We start from the raw sequence: 17,503 nt of genomic DNA on the forward strand, positions 1-17,503 counted from the left end.
TGGCGTTATTTAAAACGATCCTAGGATTTTTTCTTCTTCCCTTTCACGCCAGAGGCTTTTTTCTTGCTCGATTTTTTGACCGCTTTCTTGACGGATTTCTTGACGGCTTTCTTGACGGCTTTCTTCACCGATTTTTTAACGGCTTTCTTTGCGGCGACCTTCTTTGTAGCCGCCTTTTTCGAGACTTTCTTTTTTTCCGCAGGCCTCTTGGCCTTAGCTTTCTTCGCTGACTTCTTTGCCGCTTTCTTTACGGACTTTTTTGAGGTCTTCTTTTTTGCTGTCTTGCTGCCAAAAATCCGGTCAAAATTATCGGCGTACTTCTCGGTGGCACCCGTTCGTATTGTCGTCATGATTTTTCCTTCAAATCTTCTTGAATTGAGTTTAAGTAAAAAGTGGAGTAAAGTTTGAGCTAGGACGAATTTCCATCCGTTCTCCTAGGCATGAATGCTCTTGTATCGCGTTCGTTTTGCTTCGTCGGGATCATCGCCCATTCGCTCGCGAAGGTTGCGATCGTAGGTATCGAAGTTGCCTTCGCACCAAACGAGTTTTCCATCGCCTTCGAATGCTAAAATGTGTGTCGCCAAGCGATCGAGGAACCAACGGTCATGGCTGGTCACGACGACACAACCTGCGAAGTTCGCGATCGCTTCTTCGAGCGCCCGCAGCGTATCAACGTCCAAGTCATTGGTCGGTTCGTCAAGGAGCAAAACATTACACCCTTGGCGAAGCAGTTTGGCTAGGTGGACCCGATTGCGTTCACCGCCTGACAATTTGCCAACCTTCTTTTCTTGATCGGGTCCCTTGAAGTTGAAGCGGGCGACGTAAGCGCGAGCGGCAATGTTGCGTCCGCCCATCACGATCGTTTCGGTACCGCCGCTGATCTCCTGAAAGACCGTTTTTTCTGGGTCGAGCGAATCGCGGCTTTGATCGACGTACCCCAAGTCAACAGTGTCACCGATCCGAATCGTCCCCGAATCCGGTTTGTCTTGGCCGGTAATCATTCGGAACAGCGTCGTTTTGCCCGCACCGTTCGGTCCGATCACACCGATGATGCCACCAGCCGGCAATCGAAACGACAAATCATCCATCAACACATTGTCACCGAACGCTTTATGGATATTCTTGCCTTCAATGACCAAGTCACCAAGGTGCCGACCCGATGGAATCTGTATTTCCAACTCATCAGGCCGATCTTCAAACGACTGAGCGGACATTTCTTCGTACGATTTGATACGAGCTTTGCTCTTTGCTTGACGAGCCTTCGGACTCATGCGAATCCATTCCAATTCGCGAGCCAACGTTCGTTCACGCGCCTTGGCTTGGCGTTGTTCGATATGGATCCGCTTCTCGCGTGCCTCAAGCCAAGCGGTATAGTTTCCTTCGAACGGAATTCCTTTGCCTCGATCGATTTCCAAGATCCACTGGGCGACATTGTCGAGGAAATAGCGGTCGTGCGTGACGGCGACAACGGTCCCGGCGTAGCGAGCCAAATGCTGTTCGAGCCATGAAACCGACTCCGCATCCAAGTGGTTGGTCGGTTCGTCGAGCAATAGCAGATCGGGTTGCCGGATCAGCAATTGGCAAAGCGCGACGCGGCGACGTTCACCACCTGACAACTTGGTGACATCAGCATCGCCCGGCGGCAGATTCATAACCGCCATTGAAACCTCCACCTGACGATCGAGTTCCCACAAATCGGCGGCATCGATAACATCTTGCAACCTCGCCATCTCATCGCATAGCTTGGTCATTTCCTCCTCATCGGTGACATCGCCAAGCTTCATACTGATTTCGTTGTAGCGGTCGACTACCTGTCGCCGCTCGGAAACCGCTTCTTGTACGTTTTCAAAAACCGTTTTTGTTGGATCGAGCGGTGGTTCTTGTTCTAAATAGCCCACCGAAAAACCGTTCGACAATCGAGCGGTTCCGTCGAACTCTTTGTCGGTGCCCGCCATAATTCGCAGAAGCGTCGATTTACCAGCACCATTGGGGCCAAGCACACCGATTTTGGCACCTGGATAAAACGCCAAACAAACGTCTTCAAGAATGACCTTTTGGCCATGCTTTTTGGTCAGATTCTCAACTTGGTAGATATACTGTCGCGACATTTAGGAAGAGTAAAGTTGGAAGGGTGAGTTGTAAAAGTGAAATCGTTGATCGATGGAGGCTGGAGAAACGCAAAGCTTGCTCCCGCTCATTCCCACTCAATCGTTGCCGGTGGCTTGCTGCTGATGTCGTAACAAACGCGGTTGATCCCCGCTACTTCGTTGATGATTCGTGTGCTGATTCGCGCCAACAAGTCGTACGGCAAACGGCTCCAATCGGCTGTCATGAAGTCATCCGTCTTGACGCTGCGGATGGCAATCGCATTGTCGTAGGTTCGAGCATCGCCCATCACACCAACACTTTGGACGGGTAACAGAACAGCGAACGATTGACTGGTTTCACGATACAAACCAGCAGCAACGATCTCACTGACCACGATCGAATCCGCTTCTCGCAGCACCTTCAATTTTTCTCGGGTCACTTCGCCCAAACAACGAACCGCCAAACCGGGACCTGGGAACGGGTGCCGCCAAACCAGCGATTCGGGCAGTCCCAATTCGAGTCCCAGGCGTCGGACTTCGTCTTTAAACAGATCGCGTAGCGGCTCGATTAGTTCAAACCCGAGTTCCTCCGGCAAACCGCCAACGTTGTGGTGCAACTTGATCGTTGCTGCGGGACCGTCCGGGTCGGCCCCACTTTCGATCACATCCGGGTACAAAGTGCCTTGAGCGAGAAAGCGAGCGTCTTCAATTTTGAGGGCTTCCTGCTTAAAACACTCGATGAACGCGTGGCCGATCCGTCGCCGCTTCTCTTGCGGTTCGCTAATGCCTTCGAGTGTATCAAGGAACCGGTCCTCCGCTTGAACGACATGCAAATCGGTTTTGAAGTGGCTGCTAAATTCCTGGATGACCGTTACCTGTTCGTCCTTTCGAAGCAATCCATTGTCCACCAGGATACATGACAATTGCGGCCCGATTGCTTTGTAGAGCAGTGCGGCGACGACGGAGGAATCAACACCGCCGCTGAGCCCACAAATGACACGCGATTTACCGACCCGTTCGCGGATCTGCTCGATCGCAGCTTGAGCAAAATCGCCGAGCTGCCAAGTCCCCTCGCAGCCGCAGACCTCCAAAACAAAGTTGCGAAGAATTTGACCGCCTAGCGGTGTATGAGTCACTTCGGGATGGAACTGCATCGCATAGATCGGCAATTCGCGGTGCGAGATCGCAGCGAAGGGACACGTCTTGGTCGACGCCAACGGCTTGAACACATCCGATACCGATGAGACTTGGTCACCGTGACTCATCCATACGTCAATGTTCTCGGGCAGCCCGCGAAACAGCACGTCGTTGTCGCTGATCGTGCACTTTGCTGGACCATATTCGCGACTCGGCGTATTGTCGACCTTGCCTCCCAGGGCTTCGCAAGCTAACTGCATCCCATAACAAATCCCCAGGACGGGAATGCCTAAGCGGAACAGCTCCGGATCACAACGCGGCGCACCCTCTTCGTAAACGCTCGACGGCCCGCCCGACAAAATAATCCCCTTTGGATTCAGTTCGGCGATGCGGTCAGCCGACAAGTCGTGGCGTAAAATTTGACAGTAAACGTTCTGTTCACGAACTCGCCGGGCAATCAATTGGGCATACTGCGACCCAAAGTCCAGGACGACAATGCGTTGATCGGTCAGGTTTTCGGTAACGATTGATTCGGCCATAGCTTTGTCTAAAAATGGGCAAGTTGCCGCCTGTTAAGAACACCTTCGACGCGAAACATTGCTGTTTAAAATAAAAAAACGTTCGTGGTGTCGCAGGATTGAATGGTGAAGTGTAGAAAATGACCGATTATTCCCCAAGGGGTTGTGATTCTGAATAACTCATTTGGAGCACCCTCCAACCGAAAATTTCAAACGGAAAGCGAACGATGAGAATACTGTTATCCAACGACGACGGCGTTTTCGCACCTGGATTGGCGGCACTCGAGCATCAGCTTCGGCATCTGGGCGAAGTCTTTGTGGTCGCTCCAGCAACCGAACAGAGCGGTGTAGGCCATTCGATTACCTATCTTTCGCCGCTGACTTGCAAATCGATCCGTCGCGATGGACGGCATTGGGCTTGGGCCGTCGCCGGGTCGCCAGCCGATTCGGTGAAATTGGCGATCGCAGAATTGTTTAAAGATGATCCGATCGATCTGGTCGTTAGCGGCATCAACAGCGGGCTGAATGCCGGCATCAATGTGCTTTATAGCGGTACCGTCGCCGCAGCAATCGAAGGCGCCTTCTTTGGAGTCACTAGCGTTGCGGTGTCGCTCGAATACGATCCTGCCGCCGACTTCCAATCCGCTGCGGTGATCGCTCGCAACGTGATCGGCGGTCTGATCAAGAAACCGCAAGCGAGAGGCAAGCTGTTTAATTTGAACGTTCCTACCGCCGCCACCCTGTCGCCAGCGAAATTATCGATCGTGCCAATGGCGCTGGCTCAGTACGGACGGAAATACGAAAAACGCGAAGACCCCGGCGGACGCCCCTATTATTGGGCGCTGTGGGCCGAACCCGAAAAAGCGCCCGCCGGACGTAGCGACATTACCGAACTTCGCCGCGGTAACGTCACCCTATCCCCTCTCCATTTTGACCTCACGGACGAATCGCTCGTCGAAATCATGGAAGATTGGGAATTAGAGGTATAGCCTACCGTCTCTACGGGCCGGGGGGAGGGCCGAAGTTGAATTGCGGCATCGCTCCCCCGCCTTGCATTCCGGGCGGCATTCCAGGCTGCCCCGCTTCTTCGCTGCCTGCCGGGCGGATCAACTCTTCACGACGAATACGAAGTTTGCGGTACGTGTCCTCGGGAATGACATAATACCAATCAGCAAACCGAGCATTCAATTCACGAACCTTACGGCGGGCAGCTTCTAAATTGTCGTTCCGCTGGTCCAATTTCCGCTGATTCTCCTTCGTGATCTTCTCCTGCTCGCTCTGCAAACGCTCAAGCTTTTCTTCCTCCGTCAACGGTTCGTCGTCAGCTGACGCTGAATCGTCGGCCGCATTCAACTCGGGCTCGCCTTCGGGGGCGGCTTCCGATTCCAACTCGGATGCGGATTCGGAGCCCAATTCTTGCTCGGCAGCGTCCATCGGTTCGGAATCGGCAACCTGCCCGTCGACCTCCGTCACCTCATCCGTATCAACGACTTCCGTATCAACGACTTCCGTATCAACGGCTTCTGTTTCCACTTCGTCCGTACCAGCGGCTTCCGTATCAACCTCGTCCGTATCAACGGCTTCCGTTTCCACTTCGTCCGTACCGGCGGCTTCCGTTTCCACTTCGTCCGTATCCACTTGAGCTTGGCCTTGGCCGGTCATTTCGCCACTTCCTTCAAGCTCGGATTCTCCTGATTCGGGCGCCACCGCAGATTCTGCTTCAGGTGTGGCCTCTACCTCTTCGGGTGTAGCTACGACGGGTGCGTCTTCGACGAATTCCATACTCTCTTCAGCATTCTCTTCGCTGGTCGACTCTTCACTGGTCGACTCTTCACTGGTCGATTCTTCGCTGGTCGATTCTTCACTAGCGGGTCCCTCTTGCTCAGACGTTTCCGATTGCTCTGTCTTTTCCGCTTCGCCTTCCTTTTCCGCTTCGCCTTCCTTTTCCGCTTCGCCTTCGCCAAGCAGTGCTTCGAGGTCTTCGAGGGTTTGCGGGACTTCCATCAAGTCGGGCACAGGAAATTTTGACTGGTCGACTTGCGTGGTGACCAACAAGAAACGATTCACGCCTCCGACCGTTGACTCTTCATCATCATCCTGATCCGCATTTTCATCCTCATTGGTGACCCCTTCGATGTTTCCGAAACGCAAGACGTATTTTACGCCATCCTTGAGGGAAACGGTTAATTCACCATTCGCCGACAAGACTTCGACATCACCGTTTTCGGATGTTTGCACGGGATAGAATCCGCGTCGCATCAGCGATTCAACGGCGTCGTTATCGGAGGTCAGCTCTTTGTCGGCGCGTAGGTTTGCGCTCATCCCTTCGGGTTTGCGGAGCACATCGACGATCTTCAGATCATCGAGCGCATCTTTGATTTCGTTCAGTTTATCGGAATTAAGTTCTTCATCTAAACCGAGTTGCACCGTTGTCGGGTCGGCCAACGGATTGTTTGGATCAAACTCGCTTAGCTGTTTCAGCTTCCATTGCGATCCGTCCATTTCGACATCGGCCGTGTAATTACGATTCAAGGCAATTTGTCCACCTTGTCCCAGGATGGCGCTGTAGTCCTTGATTTCCATACTGTCGACTTCGATGCTGCTAAGTTTTAGCAGGTCCTCTTCGATCCAATCTTGGAACCGAGTTGTCAATGGTGTTTCATCGAGCGAGACGACATACACGGGATCTTGCCCAGGTCGCCGAACATACACTTTCGACGGATCGTCCTTGACTTTGTCACCGATGATGATCGAGGCTAAATCGTTTTGCGACTCGTCTTTGAGTGTCACCAAGCGACCGACACCTTCGTCACCGATCTGCAGAGCTTCCAGGGCCGGTTCGACGACACCGAGTTCGTCATGATCCTCCGCATTTTCGGTTTGAATATCCAAAACTTTCAGATCAACCAATGCGTTGGCGGCACCCTTCATCTGGTCCACTGCGTCGGCTGGGTAGCCCTTGCGTGATGGAATGGTCCAGGCCCCGGTTTGCCGGTCCTTGCGGACTTCGAACGAGGCCAATGTCCCTTGAAGTTCGTCAAACGTGACGATCTTCAAACTGGCGGCCGATAACGGGTCTTTGAACTCGGCAAACAATGGCTTGCCGATAATGGGTGTGGTTTCACTTTCGTTTGCAGCAGGCCATGCGACAATGGTTGCGATGCCAAGCACCACGACAGCAGCGGCCCAGAACAATCCGGTTTTCAATCCTTCAGTCACAGTCTTTTCTCTCGTAAATTATTTCAAACGGCTCTTGCTGATATTTTCACGTTCACGCAGCCGACGGCTGGCGAAGACAATCACACCGACGATCAGTGGCGGAATACACGGCAGCACAACGGCTGCGGCTTTCACTTGGTTTTGAATCGCGGTCACTTTCTGATCCGCAACACGTTGGATTTCGCGAATGTTCTTTTGCATCTCGCGTTCCGTCTTGGTTTGCTTGACATCAAGCATTCGCTGTTCCCGTTCTTGCCTGGTTTGGAACTCTTGAACCTTGGCTTGAATCTCCGCTCGGGATATCCGGCCATCGGCTCCTTCCTTCTGGAGCTTCTCGAGTTCTTCACGTAGCGATTTGAGTCCCGCATCCATTTTTTCTTGGGCTTCGCGAACGGTCGCATCGGATTCATCTTGGAACGCTTTGCTCTTCTTGCGAACCTCGCTACTCGCTTCTTCCTTGACCGCATCGATCATCTTCAGACTGGCAAAGATCGGTTCATGCTTGCGAACCTCAATGAATTCCGTTTCACCCGTTAACCAATCGATCGCATTGAGCAGGAACGTCACGTTTTGGAATTGGAACCGCATTTCCGCAGCCTGTTCAGGGTCCGCTCGAATCTGCAAGAAAACAGGGAGCATCATATCCATGTCAGCGACATAGACCGCTTTGACAGGTGCCATGGCCGACTCTTTGCCGTCGCCTGCATCATCGGATTCCGCAGTCGCGTCGTCCTTCTCCTCGTCTTCGGCTAATGCCTTGCTGCCGCTCAGCGATTCACCTTCAATCGCCATCGCTATCGTCAAACCAGGACTAACCGAGTCGATTTCTCGTTCCAGTGTCGATTGGCCCTGAAGAATCCGAGTGACTTTGTCCATCGAGATCAACCCGCTCATCGAACCCGTTTTCAGCAGCGGAGTGTGCTTGAGCGTGGTGGATCCAGTCGCCCGAACGGCACCGGTATAAAGTGCCAAGACCTCTCGAAGTTTGGACGTGATCGGGTGTTGGTCGCTAAGCGCTTCCCCTTTTTTGACGCCTGGTGCATCGTCTTTCACGAACACCCACAAATCGTTGATGTTCATTTCCAAGTTCGGATAGGGATTGTATTGTTGCCAAACCAAGTCAGGCGAATACATGCCTTGCATCGCTGCTCTTCCAGGCGACTCGATTTCCAAAGCTTCCCATAATTCGCGAATGTCGCCTTTGGGTTGCGGACCACCACCGCCGAACATTGAGCCAGGCGATTGTTTGGGTTGTCCCGTTGGTGTTACATAAGCGTTCACAAACGGAATGGGATCTTCGAAGATAGCGACTGGAACGCCTGCTTTGACAGCATCGACGAGTCGACCGAACTGATCGGGCGCTAGTGACGAAGGCTGGACGGCTAGCAGTGCATCGTACATACCCGGTGCGACGGGGCCGCTCAGGTCGACTTCCTCGACGTCATACTGTTTTGCCAATTCGTCAATTAACGGATGCTTTTCGACCTGCTGCATCGACATCATCTGCATCACGGTTCCGCCCATCAATCGAGCGTCGGTAGCAACAATGCCGACCCGTTTCCGCGACCCTTCGGCAACCGTATTGATCGAGCGAACCAGCTCGTATTCGACGGGAATGCCGTATTCGAAGATCGGCACCGTCACCTTTTCGAGTCCTGATCGGAATGCGGCCCCCATAATCAACCGTTTGCGTTGAAACGACCCCTTTTCACGCACCATCCGTTCGACCGGTTCGATACCAAATCGCTCGGCTGCCAACGCGGCTTCTTCACTAAACAGTTCAATGTTGTCGTAAAGATTGACCTTGATCGTTCGCTCTTGCTTTGCCGCCTCGCTGCGGAACTCCTTCAATAGGTTGACCAATTCGTAGCGAGTCCGTGCATACAACTCCGGCACATCGGAACTGATGAACGCGTCGATCACAATCGGACGGTCGGAATCCAGATTGCGGATCAAACTTTTCGTCGCATCGGCGAGCGAACTGACCTTGCCTTCGGTCGCGTCGTAGCGGACCACATCTTTATTGCGAAATAGCGTCACGGCACCTGCGGTAATGGCGACAAGTGCTAGCACTCGAGCAATGTAGTGCCAAGCCATCGTGTTTCCATCCTTGCCACCCGTCCAATGCCGGCGTCCGATCAGCACCATTGACGCGTACAAAGCAACACCCGCAACAAGCAAAAAATAGCCGACCGATGACAAACTAATCACGCCGCGACCAAAATCGTCAAACGGGCGAGCAATCCCGCTGGCGGCCAGCCATTGTGCAATTTTTTGGTTGGGGCTGATCGAATCGGCCAGCGATGCGAACGCGAGCGGTGCATTGAAAAGGGCTCCAAGAATAAATCCGACCGTCAAGTTTCCCGTCAAGAACGACGCGATCATGCCGATTGCGATCATTGCCAAACCAACGAACCAGTAACCGAGGTAAGTCGTGAAAATCAGCCCTGTGTCAACCGCACCTTCCGTCAAAATTGCCAAGGTTACAAACGTACTGAGTTGGCTAAACAGCAACGAAGCGGTGAAGATCGAGGCGGCGGCCATGTATTTGCCGATCACAATGTCGAAGTCATCCGCGGGCAGCGTGAGTAGCAATTCGTCGGTGCCTTGCCGTTTTTCCTCCGCCCAAATACTCATCGTGATCGCAGGGATGAAGACCAGCATGATCAACGGGAACCAATAGTTGAGTTGATCAAGTGTGGCCAGGTTTTGGTTAAAGAACTCGTAGGGCCAAAACGCAGCAACCGAAGTCAGAAACACAAAGATACACAAAAACACGTATCCCGTCGGGTTGCCGAAATAGCCGACAAAGTTGCGTTTGAGGACCGCGTAGGCAACCTTCTTGGTTCCGGCCAACAGTGTGACGACGGCAAGCAAGACCAATAGCAGTATCAAATCGCGGACGACGAGACTGAGGATCGCGGAGGTGACGTTATTGAGCGTCATGGTTTTGAATTTGTTGTAAGTAAGAAGTAAGAAGAAGGGTTGGATTTCCAAAAAGCTTATGCTTCACGGGTCAATGCGTAGAAGGCATCATCAAGACCGTTTTCGCCATTTTCAGCTTCGCCATGCTGTCGTAGTCCAGCAACGTCGCCGTCGTAGACCAAACGGCCTTCGTTAATCATAACCACGCGACTAGCCATCGCTTCCACTTCTTGCAAGATGTGGGTACTTAGCAAGATCGTTTTGGTTTCGCTCAGCCGACGCATCGTTTTCCGCACGCCACGAACTTGATTCGGATCCAAACCAGCGGTCGGTTCGTCCATGATCAATACGTCTGGTTCATGCAGCAACGCTTGGCTCATCCCGACCCGTTGTTTAAAGCCCTTGGACAGTTTGCTGATCGGTTTGTAGATCACACTCGACAGATCACAAATGTCGACAACGGCATCGATCCTATCTTTCTTTTGAGCCGACGACATGCCACGTGCATCGGCAAAGAAACTGAGCATTCCCGAAGGTGTCATCTCAGGATAGAGGGGGCCATTTTCGGGCAGGTAACCAAGATGTCGGCTGCCTTCGATCCGGTCTTCCATCATATTATGACCCGCGATTCGAGCCAGGCCTTCGCTCGGGGCGATGTAACCGGTCAACATTTTCATCGTCGTGCTTTTTCCGGCTCCGTTTGGACCAAGAAAAGCAACAAGCTCTCCTTCGCCCACCGAAAAAGTCACCTCTCGGGCGGCGGCGAACGGACCATAAAACTTGCTAAGCCCAATCGCCTCGATCATCGGCTTGCGAGATTCGGTTTCAATCGTCATACGGCAATCTTTGCTAGGAATAACATGGAGTGAAAGGGAGAAATATACCGCTCAACGGTTTCTTCTCAACACCGCTACGTGATGAAACTCAGAGCGGTTCACCTAGTTTTGGACGATAATAGGCTTAGAATGATCGAAAAGAGACACTCTGATCGTATGGATAGAAAATGAAAATAGGGATCGTTGGTACAGGAATGGTCGGATCGACGGCCGCTTATGCACTTGTGATGCGAGGAATCGGCAGCGAAATTGTCCTGGTCGACCAAAACAAATCGCGTTCCTCGGCAGAAGCGAACGATATTTTGCACGCCATCCCATTTGCTCACCCACTCGACATTTTTTCAGGCGATTACAGCGATCTGGCGAAATGCCGCGTTGTCATCATCGCCGCAGGCGTTTCACAAAAACCTGGCGAATCGAGACTTGAACTACTACAGCGGAACGCCGACGTCTTTCGCCAGGTCGTCCCTAAGGTACTCGAGGCTGCGAAGGATGCCGTCATCGTTGTCGCGACCAATCCGGTCGACATAATGACTCATATGGCCAGCCATTTCGCTGGGCAAATGGGCGTCTCGGCCAACCGCGTGCTCGGCTCCGGAACGACGCTCGATACCGCACGCTTTCGCGCCCTGCTTGGACGCCATTTGGATGTTGACGCCCAACATGTTCATGCCTACGTCGTCGGAGAACACGGCGATTCCGAAGTCCTCAGTTGGTCGTCGGTTACGATCGCCGGTTTGTCACTCGAGGAGTTTTGCGAGGTGAGGAACCTGAACTTGTCCACGCAAGATCGTAGAAAGATCGAACAGAACGTACGCCAAGCTGCCTACCAGATTATCCAAGGAAAAGGGGCAACCTATTACGGCATTGGAAGCGCATTGGCTAGAATCGTATCGGCAATCTTGAACGATCAACGCGCCATACTCACCGTCTGCGGACGTGTCGAAAAGATCGGCGGCGTCTCCGATGTGACCATCGCACTGCCCCATCTAATCGACGGAAACGGATTGGTCGACTTAATTCCCCAGACGCTAAATGAACAAGAAATGAAGGCGCTCGAGGTGAGTGCAGCCGTCATTCGCAATGCGATTGATTCGATCCATATCGACTAGCCCGTTAACCCCACGTGGCCAACGCCTCACGCGGTTAACCGTAGGACACGCCCAGCCCGTAGGACACGCGGTTAAACGAAAAAACGGACTTTGCCTAAGCAAAGCCCGTTATTGAATTCTGGTCACACGCTTTGTGCTGCTGACTAGTTGCAGCAACGACGAGCGGCACAACGTGCCTTCAATCTAGCGAACAAACCACAACGTGGAGCTGGCTCGCAGCATACTGGCTCTGGGGCACAGCAAACTGGTTCTGGAGCACAGCACACTGGTTCTGGGGCACAGCAAACTGGCTCTGGAGCACAGCAAACTGGTTCTGGAGCACAGCAAACTGGCTCTGGAGCACAGCAAGTTGGCTCTGGAGCACAGCAGGTTGGCTCTGGGGCGCAGCAAGTAGGTGCAGCTTCGCAGCAGCTCGAGCCACGATTCTTTTTAAAACAATCAAACAGACCGGCGTCAGCTTGAGGAGCCAAAACACTGCCAGCAACCGCAAACAGGGTCAAAGCCAAAATCGAACGTACCATGGGTATTTCCTCTCGAAAATGTGGAGATATTGGCTTACCAATGTGGGAAACCTAGGCGAAGTTTACGGATTGCAAGCTTTACGTCAAGGAGCCAGTTTTTTCTGCTCGTTGGTTGCTGCACATTAGCCATTTGTCATTTGCGACAGCTATTGCCGCCTGCAGTGCCATAAAAACCATTTTTTGGCCAAATAGGAGACATAAGCAGGAGGGGGGAGATTTTCCGAGAGAATTCGGACGAAATCAAAATTATTTGCAGCGAGACCAATTCTCGGACCTATCCGCAAAGCAAGCTACAAATGTCCAAGCAGGCGACAAGCCCCCCAAAGGACCAATGCCGAGGGACCAATGCCAAGGGACCAATGCCAAGAGATCAAAAAAAAAGCTCCCGGAAAGTACGAAATCCTAGGGGGGCGGAGGACAACGCGCTTCATTTCCGGGAGCCGGTGGATTGTGGTCCGACCAGGTCAATCACATCCTTGTGTTGACTGATCGAACACATAACATCGCAAAATTGAAGTCACCTTAGCAAGCCCACTTCCGTGTGATTTCGCCGAGATTTGTTCCGCAGCCGCGAGTGAATTATTGCTAAGTCAAAATCGCTGCCGATGCTGGATCTTATCAAATTTGCCATGTGGCTCGCTTTGCAGTTCCGTGAGGGTTGCTCAGCGATGGGCGGAGAATAGAGGCAACGGCTTGCCTCGGTCAAGGCGAATTCAAAGGTGATTTCAAATTTTTTCAAAACGCCCGCGTTCACGCTACTAAACGGCTGTTCTTTAGGGATGAAAAGCGGGTCACGCCCCGACTGCGGCAAACGGTCCCACCTGCTCCAAACGCTCCATCGCTCGCTCAAATGACTCGTAGGATTCAAGCTCAATATATTTCATTTCGAGTGATTCGGCGTGTTCATCCCGTTGATCACCAAACCGGATCGATTCGGCTGACGTCCTGATCTGCTCCGCTCTTTCTTGCATCATTTGTGGATCGCTGTTTGGGATACAGACGATAAAGGTGGCCGCGTCTTGGGCGACAATCCGATCGACACTTCGCAGGGATGCACGAACGACTTGCAGCAATGCTCGGATACTACCGGTTGCTGGGCGCCCCGTCACATGCAGCGAGATCATTTGAGTTTTCTTTTTGAGTGCCTTGGATCTCGCTTGTAGCTCATCAAACTCCTTCTCAAGTGTCTCAAGCGCTGGCAGCCTCGCGTGCACGTCCGCGGGCGATTGCTCCTCGGCTGGCCCATAGGTTATCGTTCCATATCCCTCCGGTGCCCCCTCCATCGTCCCCGTTGGCGAAGGTTGTTCGCTTGTTGTGTCAACGTTTGCTGGTTCGTCCCGTCCCGCGGTGTCGATTGCTTGCGGAGCATCTGAATCATCCTTCTCGATCAACTCTGATCGAGCGTCATTTTCCATCTCCTGCGTCTCGCCCGTTGCAGCCTCGGCATCGGACTCCGACTTGGTACGTCGCCGTGGTTTAGGCAGCGGTCTCGACTTCGATGCTTCTTCAGGGCTCAGCGAGATCAAGCGCGGTGTAATGTTGTCCATCATGTAACCGCAGTTTCGGCCGTGTTTTTTGGCGTGGTAGAGTGCTGCGTCAGCCCGTTCGATCCATTGTGCAACGGTGTCCTCTTCGAGCGGTTGCGCGACCCCCATGCTAGCGGTTACCTGCAAATCATTGCCTTCATAGTCGATTACCTGCTGCGAAATCGCAACTCGTGCAGATTCGACAATACTTTCGCATTCCTCGACCGTGTAGCCGTCAATAATCACCGCAAACTCCTCGCCGCCAAAGCGGGCAACGATGCCGTACGATTTCAAGCGAGCATGAAACATTTGTGCGACCACTTTCAAGACTTCATCACCACATCGGTGTCCGTACTTATCGTTGAACGGCTTAAAGTGATCGATATCGAGTAGCACAAGTGTTCCGGCACGATCCATCCCCAGCGCATGGCGACGTTTCAAATGCTCATCAAACGCACCACGGTTTGAGATGCTCGTGAGTGCATCGGTTTGAGCCCTTCGTTCAGCCGATTCGAGCTGTTCCGCCTGATCGTGTATCTGCTTTTTGGCCGATTGCAGTTTCGATTGCATTTTTTCATTTGTTGCAATCAAGCGGTTCACCGCTTCCATCACAGCATCCGTCGAGGCAACCTCGTCGGACGATAGCGAATCAGTAACGGCTTGGATGTTGCCTTGATGATCATCCACATCGATGGCCATCCGAACGGCATTGTCTTTCAAGCGTTCCGCCACGATCGCCAATCGTTCCTGCTCGGCTCGCGCACGAGTCAACTCGAGCTGAATTTGAGATGATTGGGCAACCGATAGCTGATCGGACGACTCAAGCCACCCGATCCCGTGTGCGACCCAGCCACAACACAATCCGATCCCCGCACAGCTTAACGCGACCGCTAAGTCTAAAAACATGAGTATCTATCCAATTGAACGGGAAGGCATTTGGGATTTGTTTCTGGCGGCGGAATTTCGTAGTGGATCTTGCAAAAGATCCCCATGCGGTAGGGATTTCAAACGAGATCCACTACGAGCGGCCGGAAAGCCCGCTTAAGAGCTTATAGCTTGCAACGAGACCGAGGAGCGGTTTTCTGGGTCTAAGAAGTTGTTGGTCCAGCCAAAGGATTACACGGTTACAACGAATAAGCCGATCCTAACAATGAACGCTGGCAATCATCGTTGACTTCAACGCGAAGAAAGATTTTAATTCAGCGAACGTTTCGTCAACGCAAAGTGCAAAGTATCGGCTAGCGGAAAAACGCTAAGCGTTTCGGGATGCCCCGTGAACCGCCGAAAGTCTTGGCGACTTTCGCTACGATGTTTGCTGATAGGTTCAAACCATACTCGAGTAGGAAATCCACGATGCTTACCAAGAAGAACGTTCTGATGGCTATTTTCGCTGCTGCCGTTCCGACGGTCGCAATGGCTCATCCCGGTCACGGCACGGGCGGTGGATTCGTCCACGGGGTCTTGCATCCTCTGACCGGACTCGACCATGTGTTGGTCATCATCGCAGTCGCCCTGTTGTCGATCCGCTTAGGTGGCCATCGCTTTTGGACGATCCCTGCGGCCTTTATCGGTTGCTGTGCCGTCGGTGGCATGATCGCATTCGCAGGAATAACGCTACCGATGATCGAACCAATGATCGCCGCTTCGTTGTTGGTTGCAGGCGTCTTGCTGGTTCGCAGGCAGCAGGAAAAGCCTCTCGTCGTTGCGTTAGTGCCCCTGTTCGGAATCTTCCAAGGCTACGCTCATGTCGCGGAAACGGGCTCTGCGATTTCATTGGCCCCCTATGCGGTTGGCCTGTTGATCGCATCGCTTTTGCTAACCGCGATCACGGTTGGCTGCGGACTGCTGATTGAGCGTTTGCAATTCAAAGAACTGCTGAGCACCGTTTGCCGTGTTGCCGGAACGGGTTTCGCCGCCGCCGCGATCCTGATGTTATTTGTCTAGTGAATTTTATAGTTATACCGCATGGGCAACGACCCACGCATTTCGCTTTGCTGACCACGCGGCCCGGTTAACATGCTGTTTAACGTGCTAACGCGGTGACGGCGCGACTAGCTCTCGCCTCTTCGTAACGACGATACGAAGAGGCGAGAACTTGTAATCCCTCAACCACTGAGGTGGATAGTAACGGCCATAAGTTAATCGTGGGGTCAAAAACTCGCTCATCGAACCATCGATGATTGCGACATCCGTGACGGCTGGCGATGGTGGACCGTCAAATGCTGAATACCGAAACGATTGACCTTGAACCGTTTCCGTTTTTAATTCGGGATTGTGACTCGACAACTCCTTAAGCGAATTGGGCCAACGATCCTGTGCCCGCACAAACCGTTTGATCGCAACGGCTAACTTCGTCGCTCGACGCAAATCTTCCAAGGCCCCCAGTTCATAGGCGAACTCGGCATTTTCGAATAGCGTTTGACGTGCCTGAGAGTATTTGGAGCCAGCGGGGAGATTGACGGCTAAGACACCGGTGGGGTCAACCCCGGCCTGCGGTTCGTCCATTTTTAAGAGAATGCGAAAGCTCTTCTCTAAGTCACGCGTTGTCCTGATTCCCCCCTCTTGCTTCGATGCTTCCAATAAGCGATTCAAATAGACCGAATCGACCATCATGTTGTGTTGCAAGTTTTTTGAATCAGCGGGCATCCCGTAGGGTAAAATCGATGCAACGACTCTCTGCGCCGTCAGTGCAGGTCGATACCTGTACGCCGCATCGAGCTTGGCTTCGATTTCCAGCGTCCGCAGCAGATCGTCCGATAACTCCGACAATTGCTCATCCGACCAAACGTCATAGCTAAGCGTACCCGCCAAGAGAGCGTAGAGTCGTGCAATGTCGCCAAAACTCAAGCCCAATTGACTCGGGCCCATTTGACTCGGGCCCATTGAATAGGCATCGCCGTAGCCGTGGCCGTGAAACGTGATTCGACTTAGCAGCTTCAATGCTCGCGCCGCGTTTTCGCTGTCGCGATGATAGAACGCGTAGCGAAAATAGACCAACAAAAGACTGCTAAACCGGTCGTTTAGCGAAGCTCGTGTTTCAAACGTCGCATTGGAAAAACCATCTTGCTCGGCCAATAATTCTTCTGCGTTGTCCATCAACAACTCAACGTCTTGCACCATCTCTGCGAAGAGCGGGGCCTCCTCCCACGTCGTGTCCGGTGCGTTGAGAACGATTGGCAAATGGGACGGTCCGATGAGATCAAAATCGCGTACTTGTCCATAGATGACGTCGGACATCAAATCAAACTCGGCCATTTTGCGTTGAAACTGGCGTTCTTCCTGCTCAACGTTTGCATTTCGCGAAGATGACAGAACCGCTGGTGAAGACAACAGCGGGTTAGCTCCGCTGTATTCTTGTATCAATGTCGAAGAGGTTTGCTTGAGTTCGGCCCATGCCTGATACTCTCGGGCAAACCCGTAGCTGATCGCCGATAGCACGAGGACCAACGGGCACAACGCGATCGTCCAAAGTCCGACAGTTTTTCGATTCATATGTCGTATCCCATCAGTTTCTAAGTGTATTTTGGCAAACGTCTTTACACCTCTCCCGAGCGAAGCTTGGGGGAGGTCGAACGCGGCGTTAAGCCGTCGTTCGGGAGGGGGCCTACACGATGCGCTTCGT

Annotated in this window: 11 protein-coding genes; 4 read left to right on the forward strand and 7 right to left on the reverse strand. The window is 52.7% G+C overall.

Annotated elements, in window-relative coordinates; all coding sequences use genetic code 11:
- Positions 1-63: 63 nt before the first annotated feature.
- Positions 64-408: a hypothetical protein gene (locus tag Q31b_RS28390; RefSeq protein ID WP_197171713.1), complete on the forward strand. Its 345-nt coding sequence runs from the start codon at positions 64-66 to the stop codon at positions 406-408.
- Between the two features lie 26 nt (positions 409-434).
- On the opposite strand, the gene ettA is transcribed toward Q31b_RS28390, so the two are convergent.
- Together ettA and guaA are read right to left on the reverse strand one after the other, a co-directional pair.
- Positions 435-2,108 (reverse strand): energy-dependent translational throttle protein EttA, encoded by a 1,674-nt coding sequence (gene ettA / locus Q31b_RS17285; RefSeq protein ID WP_146600886.1) that lies wholly within the window; start codon positions 2,106-2,108, stop codon positions 435-437.
- Between the two features lie 86 nt (positions 2,109-2,194).
- Entirely contained in the window at positions 2,195-3,763 is a 1,569-nt protein-coding gene (guaA, locus tag Q31b_RS17290; protein WP_146600887.1) for a glutamine-hydrolyzing GMP synthase, read from the reverse strand.
- 206 nt (positions 3,764-3,969) lie between these two features.
- On the opposite strand from guaA, the gene surE reads away from it, so the two are divergent.
- Positions 3,970-4,731, forward strand: coding sequence for a 5'/3'-nucleotidase SurE (surE, locus tag Q31b_RS17295; protein ID WP_146600888.1), 762 nt, complete (start codon positions 3,970-3,972; stop codon positions 4,729-4,731).
- Positions 4,732-4,741: 10 nt separating this feature from the next.
- On the opposite strand, the gene Q31b_RS17300 is transcribed toward surE, so the two are convergent.
- The 3 genes from Q31b_RS17300 to Q31b_RS17310 are packed head-to-tail and all read right to left on the reverse strand — an operon-like array spanning position 4,742 to position 10,722.
- Positions 4,742-6,961, reverse strand: coding sequence for a DUF4340 domain-containing protein (locus Q31b_RS17300; protein WP_146600889.1), 2,220 nt, complete (start codon positions 6,959-6,961; stop codon positions 4,742-4,744).
- A gap of 18 nt (positions 6,962-6,979) precedes the next feature.
- Entirely contained in the window at positions 6,980-9,907 is a 2,928-nt protein-coding gene (locus Q31b_RS17305) for a Gldg family protein (protein WP_146600890.1), read from the reverse strand.
- Between the two features lie 56 nt (positions 9,908-9,963).
- Positions 9,964-10,722: an ABC transporter ATP-binding protein gene (locus Q31b_RS17310; protein WP_146600891.1), complete on the reverse strand. Its 759-nt coding sequence runs from the start codon at positions 10,720-10,722 to the stop codon at positions 9,964-9,966.
- A 167-nt stretch (positions 10,723-10,889) separates the two neighbouring features.
- Here Q31b_RS17310 and Q31b_RS17315 point away from each other — a divergent pair, with 167 nt between their 5' ends.
- Positions 10,890-11,834 (forward strand): L-lactate dehydrogenase, encoded by a 945-nt coding sequence (locus tag Q31b_RS17315; protein WP_146600892.1) that lies wholly within the window; start codon positions 10,890-10,892, stop codon positions 11,832-11,834.
- 1,312 nt (positions 11,835-13,146) lie between these two features.
- On the opposite strand, the gene Q31b_RS17320 is transcribed toward Q31b_RS17315, so the two are convergent.
- Entirely contained in the window at positions 13,147-14,787 is a 1,641-nt protein-coding gene (locus Q31b_RS17320; RefSeq protein WP_146600893.1) for a GGDEF domain-containing protein, read from the reverse strand.
- 447 nt (positions 14,788-15,234) lie between these two features.
- Between Q31b_RS17320 and Q31b_RS17325 the strand changes: the two genes are divergently transcribed.
- Complete coding sequence (locus Q31b_RS17325) at positions 15,235-15,825, forward strand: HupE/UreJ family protein (protein WP_197171716.1); 591 nt, start codon at positions 15,235-15,237, stop codon at positions 15,823-15,825.
- 87 nt (positions 15,826-15,912) lie between these two features.
- Here the strand turns inward: Q31b_RS17325 and Q31b_RS17330 are convergent, their stop codons facing one another.
- Positions 15,913-17,373, reverse strand: coding sequence for a hypothetical protein (locus Q31b_RS17330; RefSeq protein WP_146600895.1), 1,461 nt, complete (start codon positions 17,371-17,373; stop codon positions 15,913-15,915).
- Between the last annotated feature and the right edge of the window lie 130 nt (positions 17,374-17,503).

This window comes from Novipirellula aureliae (assembly GCF_007860185.1).
GTDB lineage: Bacteria > Planctomycetota > Planctomycetia > Pirellulales > Pirellulaceae > Novipirellula_A > Novipirellula_A aureliae.